Source organism: Chryseobacterium formosense, from assembly GCF_900116415.1.
Lineage (GTDB): Bacteria > Bacteroidota > Bacteroidia > Flavobacteriales > Weeksellaceae > Chryseobacterium > Chryseobacterium formosense.
The window spans coordinates 1,214,437-1,233,135 of sequence record NZ_FPAP01000001.1 but is presented as its reverse complement, the minus strand read 5'-3'; the positions used below and the strand labels follow the sequence as shown (position 1 = coordinate 1,233,135).

15 protein-coding genes and 1 pseudogene are annotated in these 18,699 nt (G+C 38.5%); 13 read left to right on the top strand and 3 right to left on the bottom strand.

Annotated elements, in window-relative coordinates; genetic code table 11:
* Positions 1–15: 15 nt before the first annotated feature.
* From BM371_RS05745 to BM371_RS05710, 7 genes and pseudogenes are all read left to right on the top strand, one after another.
* Positions 16–3,132, top strand: a complete 3,117-nt coding sequence (locus tag BM371_RS05745) for an efflux RND transporter permease subunit (RefSeq protein ID WP_034676732.1) — start codon at positions 16–18, stop codon at positions 3,130–3,132.
* Positions 3,119–4,567, top strand: a complete 1,449-nt coding sequence (locus BM371_RS05740) for a TolC family protein (protein ID WP_051882792.1) — start codon at positions 3,119–3,121, stop codon at positions 4,565–4,567. The genes BM371_RS05745 and BM371_RS05740 overlap by 14 nt, the downstream gene beginning before the upstream one ends.
* Positions 4,568–4,664: 97 nt before the next feature.
* Positions 4,665–5,836 (top strand): annotated as a pseudogene (locus BM371_RS05730) (IS3 family transposase).
* Between the two features lie 217 nt (positions 5,837–6,053).
* Positions 6,054–6,329: a hypothetical protein gene (locus BM371_RS05725; protein WP_034676729.1), complete on the top strand. Its 276-nt coding sequence runs from the start codon at positions 6,054–6,056 to the stop codon at positions 6,327–6,329.
* Positions 6,329–6,682, top strand: a complete 354-nt coding sequence (locus tag BM371_RS05720; RefSeq protein ID WP_034676727.1) for a hypothetical protein — start codon at positions 6,329–6,331, stop codon at positions 6,680–6,682. Before BM371_RS05725 ends, BM371_RS05720 begins: the two co-directional genes overlap by 1 nt.
* 61 nt (positions 6,683–6,743) lie before the next feature.
* Positions 6,744–6,926: a hypothetical protein gene (locus tag BM371_RS05715; protein ID WP_034676724.1), complete on the top strand. Its 183-nt coding sequence runs from the start codon at positions 6,744–6,746 to the stop codon at positions 6,924–6,926.
* A 333-nt stretch (positions 6,927–7,259) separates the two neighbouring features.
* Positions 7,260–7,607: a hypothetical protein gene (locus tag BM371_RS05710; protein WP_034676722.1), complete on the top strand. Its 348-nt coding sequence runs from the start codon at positions 7,260–7,262 to the stop codon at positions 7,605–7,607.
* 379 nt (positions 7,608–7,986) lie between these two features.
* Here the strand turns inward: BM371_RS05710 and BM371_RS05705 are convergent, their stop codons facing one another.
* On the bottom strand, positions 7,987–8,391 hold the full coding sequence (locus tag BM371_RS05705; protein ID WP_228376749.1) for an oxidoreductase: 405 nt from the start codon (positions 8,389–8,391) through the stop codon (positions 7,987–7,989).
* Between the two features lie 202 nt (positions 8,392–8,593).
* Here BM371_RS05705 and BM371_RS05700 point away from each other — a divergent pair, with 202 nt between their 5' ends.
* Together BM371_RS05700 and BM371_RS05690 are read left to right on the top strand one after the other, a co-directional pair.
* The gene (locus BM371_RS05700) at positions 8,594–9,460 is read left to right on the top strand and encodes a helix-turn-helix domain-containing protein (protein WP_034676720.1); all 867 of its coding nucleotides are present in this window, start codon (positions 8,594–8,596) and stop codon (positions 9,458–9,460) included.
* A gap of 575 nt (positions 9,461–10,035) precedes the next feature.
* Positions 10,036–10,788, top strand: coding sequence for an SDR family oxidoreductase (locus BM371_RS05690; RefSeq protein WP_034676715.1), 753 nt, complete (start codon positions 10,036–10,038; stop codon positions 10,786–10,788).
* A gap of 634 nt (positions 10,789–11,422) precedes the next feature.
* On the opposite strand, the gene BM371_RS05685 is transcribed toward BM371_RS05690, so the two are convergent.
* Together BM371_RS05685 and dinB are read right to left on the bottom strand one after the other, a co-directional pair.
* Complete coding sequence (locus tag BM371_RS05685) at positions 11,423–14,476, bottom strand: DNA polymerase III subunit alpha (protein WP_034676713.1); 3,054 nt, start codon at positions 14,474–14,476, stop codon at positions 11,423–11,425.
* A 20-nt stretch (positions 14,477–14,496) separates the two neighbouring features.
* The gene (gene dinB, locus BM371_RS05680; protein WP_034676711.1) at positions 14,497–15,639 is read right to left on the bottom strand and encodes a DNA polymerase IV; all 1,143 of its coding nucleotides are present in this window, start codon (positions 15,637–15,639) and stop codon (positions 14,497–14,499) included.
* A gap of 61 nt (positions 15,640–15,700) precedes the next feature.
* Here dinB and BM371_RS05675 point away from each other — a divergent pair, with 61 nt between their 5' ends.
* The 4 genes from BM371_RS05675 to BM371_RS05660 all read left to right on the top strand — a co-directional run bounded on the left by BM371_RS05675 (position 15,701) and on the right by BM371_RS05660 (position 18,249).
* Positions 15,701–16,480, top strand: a complete 780-nt coding sequence (locus BM371_RS05675) for an XRE family transcriptional regulator (protein WP_034676709.1) — start codon at positions 15,701–15,703, stop codon at positions 16,478–16,480.
* A complete protein-coding gene (locus tag BM371_RS05670) occupies positions 16,395–17,198 on the top strand; it encodes an alpha-ketoglutarate-dependent dioxygenase AlkB family protein (RefSeq protein WP_228376748.1) in 804 nt (267 codons plus the stop codon). Before BM371_RS05675 ends, BM371_RS05670 begins: the two co-directional genes overlap by 86 nt.
* A gap of 32 nt (positions 17,199–17,230) precedes the next feature.
* The gene (locus BM371_RS20350) at positions 17,231–17,443 is read left to right on the top strand and encodes a hypothetical protein (RefSeq protein ID WP_074958546.1); all 213 of its coding nucleotides are present in this window, start codon (positions 17,231–17,233) and stop codon (positions 17,441–17,443) included.
* 128 nt (positions 17,444–17,571) lie between these two features.
* Complete coding sequence (locus BM371_RS05660; RefSeq protein ID WP_034676707.1) at positions 17,572–18,249, top strand: type 1 glutamine amidotransferase domain-containing protein; 678 nt, start codon at positions 17,572–17,574, stop codon at positions 18,247–18,249.
* Positions 18,250–18,699: the final 450 nt, after the last annotated feature.

Genomic DNA, 18,699 nt, shown 5'->3' with positions numbered 1-18,699 from the left:
CTTAAATAATCAATCATGGTAGAAATGTTTATAAAGCGAAAGGTTCTTTCGTTAGTGATTTCCATTGTCTTTGTTTTGGTAGGAATTATGGCCTTAATGAAGATGCCGATCACCCAATTTCCAGATATCGTTCCGCCTTCGGTAACGGTGACGGCTAAATATACCGGAGCGAATGCAGAAGTTTCTGCAGATGCAGTCGCACTGCCTTTAGAACGTGCCATCAATGGCGTTCCGGGAATGACCTATATGTCAACCGTGACTTCCAATGACGGTTTGACGTTGATCCAGGTCTTCTTCGAGGTGGGAATAGATCCCGATCTGGCGGCAGTCAATGTTCAGAACAGGGTGACAACAATTCTCGATGAATTGCCCGAAGAAGTAATCCGCGCAGGAGTGACTACGGAAAAAGAGGTAAACAGTATGTTGATGTATCTCAACATCACCAGTACGGATCCCAGCCAGGACGAACAGTTTATCTACAACTTCACCGATATCAATGTGCTTCAGGAGCTGAAACGTCTGGATGGGGTAGGCCGAGCCGAAATTATGGGGCAGAAAGAATATTCGATGCGGGTCTGGCTAGACCCTCAGAAAATGGCAGCATACAATATTTCGGCGGATGAGGTGGTGAATTCCCTTCAGAAACAGAATGTTTCAGCAGCTCCTGGAAAAGTGGGCGAATCTTCCGGTAAAAAAGCGGGTCAGCTACAATATGTAGTAAAATATAAAGGTAAATTTTTTGAGCCTAAACAGTATGAAGAGATTCCGGTCAGATCCGATGATGAAGGAACGATCTTAAAACTGAAAGATATTGCCAAAGTAGAATTCGGGGCAATGACGTATGGAATGGTTTCAAAAACCGACGGCAGGCCTTCTGCATCGATCATGTTAAAGCAGAGACCAGGTTCAAACGCTTCGGAGGTTATCCAGAGTGTAAAAGATAAAATGGCTGAACTGAAAGTCAATTCGTTCCCTCCGGGAATGGATTACAATATGGCGTATGACGTTTCGAGATTCCTTGATGCTTCTATCAGTGCGGTCTTACATACTTTATTGGAAGCCTTTATTCTGGTAGCTATTGTCGTATTTATTTTCCTTCAGGATTGGCGTTCTACACTGATTCCTGTTCTGGCGGTTCCTGTCGCATTGGTCGGAACATTTGCCTTTATGGATATGCTTGATTTCTCTGTGAATTTATTAACGCTTTTTGCATTGGTGTTAGCCATCGGAATTGTTGTTGATAATGCGATTGTCGTTGTCGAGGCAGTCCATGTTAAAATGGAAGAAGGTTTTCCGCCTTATCAGGCTACGGTTATTGCGACAAAAGAAATCGCAGGAGCAGTTGTGGCAATTACGTTGGTCATGTCGGCGGTGTTTATTCCGGTGGCATTTCTGGATGGTCCGGTCGGCGTGTTCTATAGGCAGTTTTCCTTAACGCTGGCGATAAGTATTGTGATTTCCGGTATCAATGCATTAACATTGACTCCGGCTTTATGTGCTTTAATTTTAAAACCTCATAATCACGATAGAAAGAAAAGTTTTAGTGATAAATTCTTCAATAAATTCAATATTTTACTAGAAAAAGTAACCAGCGGATATGTGAACATCTTATCAAAATTTGCAACCAGAACGATGGTAACTTTTGGACTCCTGTTCTTATTTGTTTTCCTGATCGGATTGACTTCGAAATTTCTACCGTCCGGTTTTATCCCTATGGAAGACCAGGGAATGGCCTATGTGAGCGTTACAACTCCTCAAGGTGCGACTGTTGAACGAACGGAAAAAGTCCTGGATGAAATTACAGCGATTGCCAAAAAAATCGATGGGATAGAAAATGTAACGACTTTGGCGGGTTACAGTGTAGTGACGGAAATAGCAGGCTCATCATATGGTATGGCGATGATCAATCTCAGAGACTGGAAAGAAAGAAATAAGTCTGTTGAAGATTTTATTAAAGAACTTACTGAAAAAACAAAAGGAATCTCCGATGCCGAAATTGAAGTCTTTGCACCACCTACCGTTCCAGGATTTGGTAATACGAGTGGTTTTGAACTTCGGCTTCTCGACAGGACAGGCGGAAGTATCGAAAATATGGATAAGATCACCAAAGATTTTGTCAAAAAACTGAATGAAGCACCCGAACTGAAAAACAGCTTCACAAATTTTGATGCCACTTTTCCGCAGTACATGGTCAATATCGATTATGATATGGCGGCCAAGAAGGGAATCTCTGTGGATAATGCGATGTCAACTTTGCAGACGATGTTAGGCTCTTATTATGCCACCAATTTCATCCGATTCAGGCAGATGTACAAAGTAATGGTTCAGGCAAGTCCGGAATACCGTGAAACTCCTGAAAGCATCCTGAATTTATACTTAAAAAATGACAAAGGCGAATTGGTTCCTTTCTCCACATTCATAACGATAGAAAGAGTTTATGGACCGGAGGTTCTGACCCGTTACAATATGTATATGTCTGCAATGATTAACGGGGAACCTTCTGAGGGATACAGTTCCGGGGATGCCATTGCTGCTGTTGAAAAAGTTGCTGAACAAAGTCTTCCGAAAGGTTTTGAAATCGAATGGTCGGGAATGACAAGGGAAGAGATTTTATCGGGTAATCAGACCATTTATATCTTTATTGTCTGTCTGGTTTTTGTGTATCTTTTATTGTCTGCACAATATGAAAGTTTCCTTTTACCAATGTCGGTTTTACTGAGTTTACCAACTGGAATTTTCGGTTCTTACATAGCGTTGCTGGTCTGCGGATTGGATAACAATATTTACGCTCAGGTCGCCCTGGTTATGTTGATTGGATTGCTGGCTAAAAATGCCATCCTGATTGTAGAATTTGCTGTTGCCAGTCATAAAGAAGGCAATGCTATTATCCCTGCAGCAATTGAAGGTGCAAAACAGCGTCTCCGCCCGATCCTGATGACATCCTTTGCATTTATTGCAGGTTTGATTCCGCTGTGTGTCGCTTCCGGTGCGGGAGCCATCGGAAACCGTTCGATCGGAACGGCAGCGGCTGGAGGAATGCTGATCGGGACCGTTTTTGGACTGGTGATCATTCCGGGATTATATATTTTTTTCGCAACCCTTGAAAACAGAAAGAAGAATGAAACCAAATAAATTAAAATTTGCAGTCTTGAGTACAGCCGCATTGGCATTAACGTCTTGCGCCGTCCCAAAAGTAACCGCCATAAAAGAAGTAAAAGAAACGCCTGAATTACAAAACTCGGAAACCATCGCAACCAGCGGAGACTTTACCGGAATTGATCTGAAGACCTACTTTACAGACCAGAATCTTCTCAAACTTTTCGAGCAAGTAAAACAGGCCAATCCGGATTTTAAAATTGCTCAGCAACGTGTGGAAATGGCCAACAGTTTTCTGAAACGCTCAAAGACAGAGCTGCTTCCGTCCCTGGATGTCGGGGCAACTATCTCGGGCGACCGTTATGGGAAATATACGATGGAGGGCGTAGGGAACTATGATACCAATCTTTCTTCAAACATCACCGAACAACAGAAGATCAATACGGATTTCACACCGAATTACTGGATGGGTGCAAGAAGCAGCTGGGAAATCGATGCCTGGGGAAAGCTGAAAAACAAAAAGCTTTCTGCACAGAATAAATTCCTGGCTTCGGAAGAAGGTTTGAAACTGATTCAAATTGATCTGTTTACCGATATCGCTAATCTGTATTATGATCTTATCGCTTTGGACAAACGTCTGAAAATCTACCAGGATAATTACAATTTGCAGAAGAAAGCTTTTGAGATCATCAAAGCACAACGTGAAGTAGGTAAAGCAACAGAATTAGCTGTTCAGCAATTTAAAGCGCAAAACAACAATTGGTTGGCGGAAATCGAACATATCAAATTGGAAATAGTTACTTTACAGCAGGCCATTGCTACCATTACTGGAGTGTATGGTAATAATATAGAAAGAAGTTCAACACTTCTGCCTACAAATTATGAGATCTTGAATAAAAACATCAATGTGGATGCAGTCATTCATTCCAGACCGGATGTGTTTTCCAACTATTATTCTTTGCAGGCTTCACACGCTGATGCAAAAGCAGCGAGGGCCTCATTTTATCCCAGAATCGATCTGGGTGCCACCTTTGGATTGAATTCTTTTTCGGCTGAAACTATTTTTAAACCGGCTTCTTTGGCAGGACAGCTTTTGGGTGGTCTTATGGTTCCTGTTTTTAATAAAGGACAGTTGAAATACGAGTTCAATATTGCCGACAGCAAACAGGAAATTGCATTTTTGAATTATCAGAAAAGTGTAACAACAGCTTTCAATGAACTTCAGTCTATTTTGAAGCAGACCAAAATATTTCATCGCGTACTGGATTTGAAAGAAGAAGAGGTAAGGTTTCTTGACAAAGGAATTGAGGTTTCCAACGATCTGTACATTACGGGCTATGCCAATTATTTTGAATTGATCAATGCCCAAAAAAGCAAGCTTCAGGCAGAATTGGATCTGTTAAGATTCCAGCATGAGAATACGAGGAATAATGTTCTGTTGTTTAAAGCTTTGGGAGGAAATATTGATTGATCCGGACATCATAATTGATTCTATTTTTCTTGACACATATATCTGGAGTTGCTAACTTTGTTAGGACACAATTTTTATACTCTTTATCTTTAAGAGTATGAAAAAGATCAGAAAAAATTACAGTTTAGAGTTCAAGATCCAAGCAGTATCTTTAAGTGAGCAGCGAGGCAATGTATCCTCGGTAGCTGAAGAATTGGGGATCTGTAAAGAAAGTCTCGTTAATTGGCGAAAACTTCACAAAGAAGGTAAACTTAGCAAGGAAAAACAAATATCCTCTGATCCAATAAGGGAAGAGTTATTGAGACTTCGCAAAGAACTAGAAGAAACAAAGCTTGAACGTGATATCTTAAAAAAGGCCGTAGGCATCTTCTCCAAGAGAGACGGGTAAGATATAAATTTATCAAAGAACACGCTGATGTGTTTCCTGTCGGGAAGATGTGCGAAGTATTAAAGCTAAGCAGGAGCAGTTTTTATCATTGGAAGAAAAGAAAACCGAGTAAGCAATCAGAAAGAAGAGCCATTTTATCAGCAGAAATCTTTAGTATTTATCATTGGAGCCGTGGGAGATATGGAAGCCCTCGTATTGCCCGAGAACTGGAAGCAAAAGGAATGAGAGCTTCACGTCCTTTGGTGACCAGACTAATGAGAGAACGCAACCTGAGAAGTATTGTAAAGAAAAAATTTAAGAAAACTACCAACTCATCCCATCGATACCCTGTTGCTGAAAATTATTTGAATCAAAATTTTCAGGTTACAAGCAGTAAAGAGGTCTGGGTGTCTGATATTACGTATATCCGCACAGGTCAGGGTTGGTAGTATCTTACTACAGTCATTGATTTGTTTGACAGAAAGGTTATCGGCTGGTCATTAAGTGAGACGATGAAGGCTCAGGACACCAGTATTGCTGCCTTGAAAATGGCAAGGCTCCATCGTCCTTTACAGGATCATGATAGCTTGATTTTCCATTCAGATAGAGGGATACAATATGCGTGTACAGAATTTACATCAATAGTCGGAAAAAACATTACTCGAAGCATGAGCGGAAAAGGAAATTGTTATGACAATGCTGTAGCTGAGAGCTTTTTCAAAACTCTGAAAACCGAACTTGTCTATCAAAATAAATATGAAACTAGAGATCATGCTAAAAACTATGTGTTTGAATATATAGAAACATTTTACAACACTCACAGAAGGCATTCGGCTTTAGGAAATTTAACCATAAAAGAGTATCAAAATTTAATGTCTAATCAATCTAAAAATGTAGCATAAAGAGTATATAAATTTTGTCTCAAAAATAGTTGCAAGTTCAAGTTGGTGGAGGAGTCGAAATTGGAACAAGTATGGGCCTTGAAATAATTACAAGAGGAAAAGATGCGGGGATTTATTTTGATCCGGAAATACTTTAAGTATTGGTGCTGCTCTCGGAGCGGGAGGTGAAGGTAATCTTTCATTTTTTAGTAGTACATTTACTGGCAAAGTTTCTGATATGAATTTAAATTCCGTCGTTGGAACAGAAGCGTACGTTAATGGCTCTTTAGTTGATATTGTAGGCTTTACTGGTAGTGTATCTGTTTCTTTTGATCCAAAGAATCCTTTTGTTGGTGATCGATGGATTACTCGTTCTGTTGGGGTTGCAGCAGGTGCTAAAGGCTCTGTCGGAGTTGGGGTGACATTATCTAATACAAGAGTAGGTGTTGGTTTTGATGGAAAGATAAGAGTGGCTGATTATACGGGTGCTGTAACTGGAAAAGGATCTTATTAATGGAACTAAATAAAAGAAATTTAATCATTTTTTGTGTATTTATCTTAAGTGTTGTCATCGTTTTCTTTATTATTAAAAATAATCTATCAAGGAAATCGTATGTAACAGAACTAAGCGGAAAAGTTGAGTCTTTTAGATATGTAGGAAAAGGTGAAGGCTATATTGAAGTGAAATTTGAGGGAGAGGAAAGCTTTAATCATTTATGTGTTATCTATATAGGTGGTGAAAATAAAGAAAGTTTAAAAATTGGTGACTCAATTTACAAAGCAAAAAATTCGGAAGAATATGAAATTTATCGAAAAGATAGTTCAGGGAATTATAACTTTTATAAAACTTTAAAAAACAAACCATAAAAAAGAACTGCCACTCATTTGAGTGGCAGTTCTTTAAATTAAATAGGACTTAAAAGCGTATGTGACCAAACTAAACGGAAAAGTTGATTCTTTTAGACATGAAGGAAAAGGTGAAGGCTATATTGAAGTGAAATTTGAAGGAGTGGATAGTTTTAATCATTTATGTGTAATCTATGTCGGTGGTGAAAATAAAGAAAATTTAAAAGTTGGTTATTCCATTTACAAACCAAAAAATTCTGGATAATATGAGATTTATCTACAAGATATCAGTTCAGTGGAGAACGAGGTTTATCCTTTTTCAGTAGTACTTTTAAACGTAAAGTCTTAATTGGGGGAGTAGAGGGGTAGGTAAAGTTTGACTTTCTTTTGACCCAAATCCAAATAAGTATCCAGTATCAGGAAGATGGTTACTCGATTAGTTGGAGTCGTTGCTGTAGCAAAACGGTCAATCAGAGTAGGTGTATTGCTATCTAATACAAGAATTGATGTTGGATTAATGGTAAAACGATAGTAACTGATTACACGGATGCAGTGACCAGAGAGGGATCTTAATATTATAGAGCTAGAAAAAAATATTATGAAATTAAACAAAGTGCACATAACTATCGTTATTATAATTGTTTCTGCAGGTATATTATTCGTGTTTTTTTGGAATTTAAAAAAGCAAAATAAGTTTTACAATTCAGAGCTCAATGGTATCATTGAACAAATTAAATCGAATCAAAAATTTGAAAATTCCAAAGTTTGTAAATTTGTTGGAGATGATAATTTTAATTATACATTTTGGATTTATGCTCCAGAAAAAAACGACATGAAAATTGGAGATTCAATTTACAAACGAAAAAATTCTGATGTATATGATGTTTATCGACAAGATAGGTCAGGAAATTACAATTTTTATAAAAATTTAAAAAACAAACCATAAAAAAAGAACTGCCATTCAAATGAATGACAGTTCTTTAAATTAAATAGGACTTATTAGTTTCCGAATTGATTTGGGGGTAGTAGTTCAGATTCGTTTGCATCATACATTTTTGGTGGAGCAGTTAGCACAAGTACTGAGAATAAAAGTTTTTCCCTACACTGCGTGAAACGACAGGGACAGGTATTAATCATGGTCTCTATGTAGGTTGTGGCATATCAAGGACATACACACTATCAATTTGATACCATCACTTAATCGATTCTTAAAATTTAACTGGATTTACTCAAAACCACAATTTTGTTTAAAAAGACATAAAATATCATGATAACTGTACTAATATTTTCATTATATCAATCTTGTATTAATTTTAGCAGGTTATCTAAATTAATATCCGAGTATCCTTTAATGTTTTGCTGGATGCAGGAGCCGGAATTCCTCCCAACGACGGAACAGCTCGATGACCGGCGTGATGAAGTTGTACTGCGGATAATGCACCTCCTTCACGAATTGCCGTAGCCATTTTTGTCAATCCAGGTAAGTGTTTATCACTATGGATTCCCAACTGCCGCTCAAATGCAATTGCTCCGGCTTCAACTGTTGAATCACTGGTTTGAATCAATCCGTAACCACCTTGTGTCAATTGTTCCATCCAGAATTGGTCGTATTTTGAAGCTGTACCATCAAAATCACTTTGCTGACTGGTTAACGGAGCCATCATAAAACGGTTTCGCATTGGGGAGCCGTGTAGAAATGTAAGAGGTTTAAATAAATCAGAAACAGACATTTTTATAATTTTTGGTTTTATGTATCAATTTTATCTGTTGCAAATTTGGTCTTTTAGCTAATCGCTAAAAATGGATGATTCTAATGATATGATGGATGTTTTTTTTAATTTTCACTATATATTAGCTTTTTTAATTTTTTTTTTTTGATTATTGTACACTATTAATAAAGAAAAACTAAATTAGAAGTACAAAGAAGTTCCGATGTCTAAAAACGATTTAATTACATTAAATAAAATGGATTTCAACAGTGGAATTGCTATTGGTGCTTGGGATCAATCCACACCCGGTATTATGAAAGCGTTTGATCCCCACAGGCATGATCACTATACCTGCATGTTGATTGAAGCCGGCCAGTTTGAAGTTATATTTGATTTTAAGCATTTGACAATGCCGGCAGGAACACTTTTTGTCTCTCCTCCCGGACAGGTTCATCAGATTCTTAATATTTTTGGCACAAACGGGTATTATCTGTCTTTTGAAAGCCATCATATCAGTATATCGGCGCAGACAGGTTTAGATAACTTGTTAGAGGAAACCCTGCTTATTGCTCTCTCTAATGATGAGCGTGAATGGTTTAGAACAATCCTTGATTCCATAATCAAGTTACAAGACCTGAATGATGGTGTTTACAGGCAAGTTGAAGAACCCTTGCTTTCAGCGCTCATGGAACAGGCTATACTATGTTACGAGCATAAATCATTGATTAAATCGGAAAATTTGAGTCTACGTTCGATCAATATCAGTAAGGAATTCAGAAATCTTGTAAAATTACATTTCCGAACTATAAAGCGCCCATTTGAATATGCTGAAAAGCTTAGTATTACTGTTGCTCATCTTAGTGATACTGTAAAAAAAGTGACTGGATTATCTGCTTCCGAGCTGATTCAGAAGGAAGTGATGAGCGAAGCAAAAAGATTGCTTTATTATACGGAGGTAAGCATACAGGAAATTTCCTATCAACTGGGATATCAAGATACAAAATATTTCATCAGACTGTTCAGTAAAAAGGCTGGTTTCTCGCCAGGTGAATATCGGAAGAAATACGGTAAAAAATTGGACCACATATAAGATCAGTAATATTTTTCCTTCTTTTGTCCACCTTTTACCTTAATTTGTGAGTGGCGTTACATATGCCAATTGATCAATTTTGTAAGACAAAAAAATTACTTCTAAAGAAAATTTAAGTCTTATGATTGGACAGAATTTTGTTGAAAGCTCAGTATTCTCATTGTCAAAAACTCCCGAGGGAATTGTCGATTCTTTTCTTGCTCATATGAACTCTTTCAACACTGAGACTATGCTTCGTTTCTATGAGGAGGATGCAATCTTTATCAATGACAATGGCGAGCCTCGGAGAGGAAACTGGAGATTGCGCAAGAATTGGACTGCTTCTTTAAATTCGGTTTGCCAATCAAAATTACAACAAAAAATGTCCATGTAGATGGTAATCTAGCATCACTAATCTTGGACTGGAGTATAGCAGGTATTGCGAATAATGGCGAAAAAATATGTATGCGAGGAACATCTAATGATTATGCTAAAAGAGGAACCGATGGATATTGGAGATATTGGTTTGAAAATCCCTTTGGTGTTCAAGTGCGCAGCTTATTTTAAAAAACTTTACAATATTAAATAAATCAGATATGAAAATTTTAGTAGTAGGAGGTACAGGTCTGACAGGGAGGCTTGTAACTAACAAATTGGAAAAACTTGGTCATAAAGTAGTAATTGGCTCGCCATCACAAGGTGTGGATGTCCTCACTGGTGAAGGGCTCAAGGAAGCGTTGTACGGAACCGAAATAGTAGTAGATCTGTCAAACTCATCTTCCCCAGATGAAGAAAATGCACTTCGATTTTTTGAAACTGCAGGAAAAAATCTTGTCAAAGCAGAATTGAATACTACTGTAAAACATCATATCGTCCTATCGATTGTAGGAACAGATGATGCATTGGAAATTGGTTATCTGAGGGCAAAGAAACTTCAGGAGGACACCATTAAAAACTCCGGAATACCTTATACGATAATTAGGTCAACACAATTTCATCAGCATGTGGAAGCAATCATACAGGTGCAGGGAGAAGGGGATGAGGTTTTTGTTTCTGATCTGGACTATCAGCCTATCGCTCTTGAAGATGTTGCTGATTTCATCGTACAATTTTCCTTGGAAGCACCTAAAAATGGCACTATTGAAATTGCGGGACCAAGACGTGGAAAAATGGAGGATTTTGTGTCTAAATACATTGAAATTACAGGTCAGGATAAAAAAGTGATCTCAGACAATGAAAATAAGTATATGCATTTTGTTGTTCCTCCTTCACTACTTGTTCCGGCTGGTCAATTCAGTCCTGGTACAATCCTTTTTGAGGATTGGGCGCTTGCTATAATGAAAGGTTAGCCTTCTTAAGTACTTACTAATTTCTTCCAATAATTCTATAAATAAAATGCAGGCATAAAGTGATCTGCATTTTATTTATATTATGTGTTAGCTAAACTTTAGTGAAAACATGCTCTTAAGAAACTTTTAAGTGTATAAAAAAAGTTGTGTTAAGCCAAAGTAAAAGTTTTGCTTTTAAAATGCAGAAAATCGTTTAATTACAAGTTATAAATTTATTTCTCTTTACAAAGACGGCTCAAAGTTTACTTAAGATGCAATGAGGGCTGTGGAAGTCTCTATAAAAATGAAGGGTTAGTTTTAAAAATATTATTGTAACTTTAGAAAGGCTAATGGCATTGTTGAAAATGTTTTGCAGCACTATGCCATATTTCATATCCAAAGCTTTTGTCAATTCGTTTAAGTCGGTATAGTTGTTATTTATTGTCTCTCTGATGCTGATCTAACTTACTTAGAGATTCCGCAACTTTTTGGACATGGTCTAATTCCCATAACCTGTATATTTAATTAATGTACACATTGTCATCCACTCATATTTAATTTCAATTACAAATCAAAATTAAGCATCTCAATTGTAGAATGATATAAGTATGTTATTACCATTGTTTATCCTGATTGTTTATCCTTTAAATAATTATCATCGCATCCTTTGCCTTGGTAGACCAATCTCCTGTTCCTGCGGATAAGGTTTTCTTTGCGTCATACTCACATCTTCTTGCAATAGCCTTGCTGTCTCCAATGATCGATATTGATCCATTGAATATCTGGGATCCGGAATGAACGGCATTTTAGCCATTTTGTGAATGGTGATTGTGGGGAAATGGAAATCAACTTCGACCGTTCCCAACAAGAGATAACAGCCACCGCCCTGAAAAGGATATTCTTCCAGGCAGTTGGGGAAATGTGCCGTATCAAAATAGTCGCCTTTTGCGTCGATCCAGGTTCCGAAAAACATGGCTCCTCTTTTTGTAGGAACGTGTTTTCTAGAAATCAGATAGGCCAGCATTTTCACCTGACTTTTATGAAATTTCGTGAGGTCTTTGGCCATAACTGTTCCCCTATATCTGGTCTGTAACAGATCAAATGGACTGAAAGATACGGGAAAGCCAAGTATCTCGATTTCGTCAAAGGCATCTTCAAACGGATCCCTTTGTATGTTAGGCAGCTGATATTCTTTTTTTGGCTCTTCAAGTAAAGTCAGCTGCCTATTGTCAGGTCTGTTTCCTGCCATCAGAAACCTGGCCTCTATGAGCAGTTCATGTTTTTGTTTCCCTGTAAACCGGAAAGCACCAATGAATATCAGTATCTGTAAGGTTTCAATCCCGATCGGGATCCTTTTTACAAAATTTTCCAATGAAGTATAATCTCCGTTATTTTTCCTTTCTTCCGGGATCATCTGTGCGATCCTTCCTTCCAGTTTTTCAATATGCATCAATCCCAGATAAACGTCGGTCCCATAGACCGTGGTCTGTAATTCACTCAGGTTGACACAAGGATTACAGATCGTAGCCCCTGACATCTTAGCCTCGTGGACATAAACTTCCGTTCGGTAGAATCCGCCACCGTTATTGATGGCGCAGACCATAAACTCGATGGGGTAGTATACTTTCAGGTATAAACTCTGATAGCTTTCCACAGCGTACGAAGCCGAGTGCGCCTTGCAAAATGAATAGCCTGCGAACGATTCGATCTGCCTATAGACTTCTTTGGACAATTGTTCCGGATGCCCCAATTCCTTACACGATTCAAAGAAATGGTCCTTCACTTTTTGAAGAGCCGACAGAGAACGACCTTTACCGCTCATTGCTCTTCTGAGAACATCACCATCAGGGGCGGACAGGCCGCCGAAGTGCAAGGCAATTTTGATCACGTCTTCCTGGTAGACCATGATACCATAAGTTTCCCCGAGTTCTTTTTCAAAGACCTCGTGGAAATACTCAAACTTATCAGGATTATTGTGCCTGAAGATATATTCCCGCATCATGCCGCTCTGTGCCACACCCGGACGGATAATAGAGGAGGCTGCGACCAGAACTTTGTAGTTCTCACATTTCAGTCTTCTCAATAATCCGCGCATGGCCGGGCTCTCGATGTAAAAGCATCCTATTGTTTTGCCTATGCTTAGGAATTCATTGCACCTGGCCTCATTTTTCGACAGGGTGGTGTCCTTGATATCTACTGTGATGCCTCTTTTTTCCCGGATGAGGTCGACCGTATCTTTGATCGTTCCCAGGCCTCTCTGGGAAAGGATATCGAACTTTTCAAGACCAATAGCTTCCGCCGTATGCATGTCAAACTGCACGATAGGAAAGCCTTTGGGCGGCATTTCCAATGCAGAATAATGGGTGATAGGTTCCTCTGAGATCAGGATCCCGCAGGAATGCATGCTTCTCTGATTGGGATATTTCTCCAGCATTTTCCCGTAATGATGAACTGCCCTGAACACCGAGTTATCATCATGCTGGTCCATCGGTTTGCCAGCCAGGATATCAAGCTCCTCTTTAGGAAGTCCAAATGCTTTTCCGACCTCCCTGAATATAGATTTATACTTAAATTCCACATTAGTTCCGCAAAAGGCAACGTGGTCTTTGCCGTATCTTTTGAAGATATACTCAAGGATGGTATCCCGGGTCTGCCAGCTCCAGTCTATGTCAAAATCTGGAGGTGTCTTTCGGTTCAGATTCAGAAATCTTTCAAAATAGAGATCCAGTTCCAAAGGGCATATGTCTGTAATTCCAATACAGTAACTGACAATGGAATTGGCACCACTTCCACGTCCGACGTGCATGAATCCCATCCGGTTGCTGTATTGGATGATGTCCCAGGTGATCAGAAAGTAGCCACAAAAATTCAATTGATCAATAACACCCAATTCTTTTTCAACCCTTGCCTTGGCATCAGCATCACCGTCAGGATATCTTCTTTCGAGACCTTCATAAGCTAATTCTTTCAACAGCTTAAAATCATTTTCCCTGCTATCTGTAAAATGCTGCTTGTTCTTAGGCGTGGAAAAATCAAAATCAAAACTGCAGCTGTTGACCAGGTATTTTGTGTTCTCAATGATCTGGGGATAGAGTTTATAAGAACTTAAAAGCTTTTTCTTATCAACAAATATCTCTGTATTTTGACAATGGTCATTTTCTGTGAGCTTGCTGATCAAAGTGTTTCCATCGATCGCCCTTAAGATCTTGTGCAGCTCATATTCCTCAGTCCCATTAAAGGTTACCGGATGGAGAATGACCATCTTGTCAATCAATTTTTTCAGCCCAGGCCTTACCAAGAGGTTCAATTCATTCTCTCTTATACCGATGAACTCATGTTCTAATAAACACTCAGGAATATTCTCCAAAGGATAGATGACAAAAGTATTTTCAAGGGAAGGATTCGTTTTAGGGATCTCAATTCCTTCACAGTTATGATCTGTCAAAAGCCGGTTCGTCTCCGCAATACCTTTAGCATTTTTTGCAAGACAGATATAATACTGTTCATTCTCAATGCGGACATCAACCCCTACTATAGGCTTGATATGATTCTCCTCACAGAGCTTATAAAAATCATAGATTCCGGTCACCGTATTGATGTCTGTCAAGGCCAGTGTTCTGATATTCAGATCCACAGCCTTCCGTACCAGATCCTCAATGGAAATGGTGCCGTACCTAAGGCTGTGATAAGAATGGCAATTGAGAAACATAGCAGATGGTATATTTTGATTTATTTTAAAAACCCTGATGCCCTTCCGACGCTGGAAGTCCCGAATCTGTTCTTGATCCTGTCCATGGTCTGATAAAGGGAGATCAGTTCTTCGGTATCTTCGAAAAGATCCATCTGATGACTCCCGTGCACAAGACCGGTGAAGCGGATGCCTATCAGACGGATCCGCATTCTTCGGGTATACACTTTATGAAACAATTCAAGCACTGCCCTGAGTAATGTATGATCAGAAGAAGTATAGGGGATTTTGCACTGTTTGGTTTCTGTGTCAAAGTTGGAATACCTGATTTTGACGGTGACGGTAGAGGTCAACCATTTTTCCTGCCTGAGCTGAAAAGCCAACTTTTCGACCATTCCCGACAGTATACTTTTGATCTGTTGAACATCGATCGTATCCTCAGAAAATGTATCTTCGGTGGATATTGATTTTCGTTCCGAATAGGGGACTACGGGCGTATCATCGATGCCGTGGGCTTTTCTCCAAAGTACCGTCCCATTTTTTCCGATCAGTTGATGTAGGACCTCGACAGGCATCTCACTAAGGGTTTGTATTGTTTTAACGCCCAATCTGGAGAACAGATTAAAAGTTTCGGTGCCGACCATCGGGATCTTTTTGATGGATAGGGGATTTAAAAAATTCTGGATATTGGGAGCCCTGACCTCCAGTCTGCCTGTCGGTTTTGATTCTCCGGTACCGATCTTGGATACCGTCTTATTGGTGGAAAGGGCAAAGCTGATCGGCAGACCTGTATTTTTCTGAACAGCATCTGCGATCTCATTGGTCCATTGAAAGCATCCGAAGAACTGATCCATTCCTGAGAGGTCAAGATAAAATTCATCAATACTGGCTTTCTCCAGCACCGGTACTTTTTCCTGAATGACCTCGGTCACCAGATGCGACATATTGGAGTAGTATTCCATATCTCCTTTGATGACCTTTGCCTCAGGGCATAGCCTCAATGCCATTTTTATCGGCATCGCTGAACGCACCCCAAATTTCCGAACCTCATAGGAGCATGATGCCACCACACCACGGTCCCCACCTCCAATGATCACAGGCTGTTTCTCCAAGACGGAGTTTTTCAGCCGCTCACAGGAGACAAAGAATGTGTCCAGGTCCATATGTGCAATTGCTCTTTCCATTCTGCAAACTTAGTCACGTTTTTAAACAAAATTTGTATATTTGTTGTCATAAATTATGACAATGTCAATTTTTGCAGATAACATCGTGTTTTTGAGAGGTCAAAAAAATCTAACCCAACATAAGCTGGCGGACGAACTCATTCTTACAAGATCAAGATATGTTTCATACGAATATGGAAATGCAGAACCTCCCATTGAGGTATTGGTCCGGATCTCCAAATATTATAATATTAGCATCGACCTTTTGGTCACGGTCGATATCAGAAAATATCCATTGGACAAGATGGTCAATCTGCCCGGAAATAAGATATTGCTTCCTGTAGCAGTAGATTCGGAAGGAAATAATTTCATTGAGATCGTACCTCAAAAAGCTTCTATGGGTTACTTGAAAGGATTTAGCGACCCTGAATTCATTGAAAGTCTTCAGAAAATGCAGCTGCCTTTCTTAAAAAACGGAAAATACCGTGCTTTTTTAGCGGATGGTGATTCCATGCCGCCCTTTGCAGACCAATCCATCATCATCGGAGAATACGTAGAAAAACTGGAAGACCTGAAGTCTAACAAAGAATATATCTTTGTTACCACTGAAGGCATTACCTACAAGACATTTTTGAAAAGGAACAAAAAGTTCACTACCGTATCAGCCGATAACTCATTTTACGAACCTTACGATATTCCACTGGAGGATATCGTAGAAGTATGGCGATATGTAAGAGGGATATTGCCTCAGGATTATAAACCGCATACGCTCCCTGATGAGGCCAATCTCAAAAATCTCGTGGCAGAAGCCAAGCGAAGCATCAGCAATCTGGAGAATGGAATTCTTAAACTCAATCCTTAATAATAAAAACTTCCCCGGAGGGAAGCTAAAAACACAAATGATGAAAAAAAATTATCCCATTAAATTGGGATCTGATAAAGATAAATATTTTACACAAAAAATCAAAATGGGTCAGCTGAGTTTATTTGATGCCGAAGAATTTTATAAGTTTCCAAAAGACCTTTTGGAATACCAGGAGAATTTCCTGAGTGAGGAAGAGGCAGATCGTTTAAAAGACCATCTGCTCAAAACCGCTCCATGGGAACAGCGTACTCAGAAAATGTATGATAAAATGGTAATAACACCACGTTTGACCGCTTGGTATGGCGATTCAAAATACAATGAATCAGCTGATAATAATGTATCAAATACCAATCCTTGGACTCCTGAGCTATTATCATTAAAAGAAAAAATAGAAAAAGAATTCGGTTATCGGTTCAATGGTGTTCTATTAAACCTCTACCGTGATAATAATGATTCCGTTGCCTGGCACAGGGATAAGGCCAGCAGGTATGGAAAACGTCCGGTAATCGCATCTATCAGTCTTGGACAGACCAGGAACTTTGATTTCAGAAAAAAAGTCCATCATCAAAGTAAATACAGTCTGCCGCTTCCTAATGGTTCACTCCTTATTATGAAAGGTGATCTTCAGGAACATTGGGAACATCGGATCGCCAAATCTACAATATCCATGAAGGAACGTATTAATCTAACGTTCCGATTGATCAATGAACTATAATATCATAAAAAATAAAATTAAATAATAGTTATATGTCTATTTCGTACTACGATTTTAAAAATCTACCCATCCAATCTCAATACGAATTGGCTTTGGCCGACGGCAGGATCATCAGTGAAACCTCTAAGGATGGACTAAAGTTTGTATTGTATGAGCTGTCGAGTTTTTCAGTTGAGATTGTATATAAGACCATCAATAACAAGATAGAAGGTCTTAGCGTATTCCAGAATAAAGGAACTCTGTGACAACTAAAATAATTCTCATTTGTCTTCGTCCTAAAAAGTGTGATTTCAATCACACTAAAATAGTGACTTGGGTCATGCTTTTAAAAGACAGATACTTCCAACTTTGTAGTAATTAAATAAATATAAAAATGAGCAAAAAAGTTTTATTCGTGCTTACGAGTCACGATGAATTAGGAAATACAGGACAGAAGACCGGATTCTGGACAGAAGAATTAGCCGCTCCTTATTATGCGCTATCTGATAAAGGAGTTGAAGTTACATTGGCATCTCCAAAAGGTGGTCAGCCTCCAATTGATCCTAAAAGTGAAGATCCTTCATCTCAGACTGATGCTACACGCAGAATGGACAATGATGAGGTTTTAAAGGAAAAATTAAAAAATACTCACAAATTATCCGAAGTCAAAAGTGAAGATTTTGATGCGGTATTCTATCCCGGTGGACATGGTCCTCTATGGGATCTGGCTGAAGACAAGGTTTCTCAGGACTTAATTGTTAATTCTTATACCAACGGTAAACCTGTAGCATTCGTTTGCCACGCACCCGGAGTTTTGAAGGATGTGAAAATAGACGGTGAATATTTGGTAAAAGGTAAAAATGTCACGGGATTTACAAATACCGAAGAAGAGGCAGTACAGTTAACGGATGTTGTTCCATTTCTGGTTGAAGATATGCTGAAAAAGAATGGTGGTGTGTACAGTAAGATCGAAGACTGGAGTCCTTATGCTATAGTTGACGGAAGATTGATTACAGGACAAAACCCTGCATCATCTGAAAAGGTAGCAGAGGAATTATTGAAATTAATATAGATCATTTTCATTCAGTAATAGATTTTGTCATCAAAAATCATAATTGATCTCGTTATTGAATCTATTTTTGATGATGATAATCAGAGATTAATTGATGATGATAAAAATGATTGCTTTTTTAAGAAACATTAAGATAATCAGGTCTTTTTTAAAATACAATTAACATCAATGAAGATTTTAAAATGCATTTACTTTCCATAATTTTGCAAAGGAAATACTTGTAAAAAGGTTTTCATGGTTATTAGTTTTTATCCCCATATCATTTGGGATTTTTTGTTTCTATAGCAACATAATATCTTAATTGCTGCAATAAAATATTTGAAGTTATATTGTATATTCTTTTTTAAGGATTGGTATGTAGACATATGTTATTTCAAAATTTATTTCGCCAAGATATTATTAGGAACGCTGTTTTATTTAGTTCAATTAGCAATATCTTTGGAATGCTTT

What these genes read in the sequence shown, in the direction of transcription:
- BM371_RS05745 (WP_034676732.1), top strand. Translation starts at nt 16, where the DNA reads ATGGTAGAAATGTTTATAAAGCGAAAGGTTCTTTCGTTAGTGATTTCC.
- BM371_RS05740 (WP_051882792.1), top strand. Translation starts at nt 3,119, where the DNA reads ATGAAACCAAATAAATTAAAATTTGCAGTCTTGAGTACAGCCGCATTG.
- BM371_RS05725 (WP_034676729.1), top strand. Translation starts at nt 6,054, where the DNA reads ATGAATTTAAATTCCGTCGTTGGAACAGAAGCGTACGTTAATGGCTCT.
- BM371_RS05720 (WP_034676727.1), top strand. Translation starts at nt 6,329, where the DNA reads ATGGAACTAAATAAAAGAAATTTAATCATTTTTTGTGTATTTATCTTA.
- BM371_RS05710 (WP_034676722.1), top strand. Translation starts at nt 7,260, where the DNA reads ATGAAATTAAACAAAGTGCACATAACTATCGTTATTATAATTGTTTCT.
- BM371_RS05705 (WP_228376749.1), bottom strand. Translation starts at nt 8,391, where the DNA reads ATGTCTGTTTCTGATTTATTTAAACCTCTTACATTTCTACACGGCTCC.
- BM371_RS05700 (WP_034676720.1), top strand. Translation starts at nt 8,594, where the DNA reads ATGTCTAAAAACGATTTAATTACATTAAATAAAATGGATTTCAACAGT.
- BM371_RS05690 (WP_034676715.1), top strand. Translation starts at nt 10,036, where the DNA reads ATGAAAATTTTAGTAGTAGGAGGTACAGGTCTGACAGGGAGGCTTGTA.
- BM371_RS05685 (WP_034676713.1), bottom strand. Translation starts at nt 14,476, where the DNA reads ATGTTTCTCAATTGCCATTCTTATCACAGCCTTAGGTACGGCACCATT.
- dinB (WP_034676711.1), bottom strand. Translation starts at nt 15,639, where the DNA reads ATGGAAAGAGCAATTGCACATATGGACCTGGACACATTCTTTGTCTCC.
- BM371_RS05675 (WP_034676709.1), top strand. Translation starts at nt 15,701, where the DNA reads ATGTCAATTTTTGCAGATAACATCGTGTTTTTGAGAGGTCAAAAAAAT.
- BM371_RS05670 (WP_228376748.1), top strand. Translation starts at nt 16,395, where the DNA reads ATGAGGCCAATCTCAAAAATCTCGTGGCAGAAGCCAAGCGAAGCATCA.
- BM371_RS20350 (WP_074958546.1), top strand. Translation starts at nt 17,231, where the DNA reads ATGTCTATTTCGTACTACGATTTTAAAAATCTACCCATCCAATCTCAA.
- BM371_RS05660 (WP_034676707.1), top strand. Translation starts at nt 17,572, where the DNA reads ATGAGCAAAAAAGTTTTATTCGTGCTTACGAGTCACGATGAATTAGGA.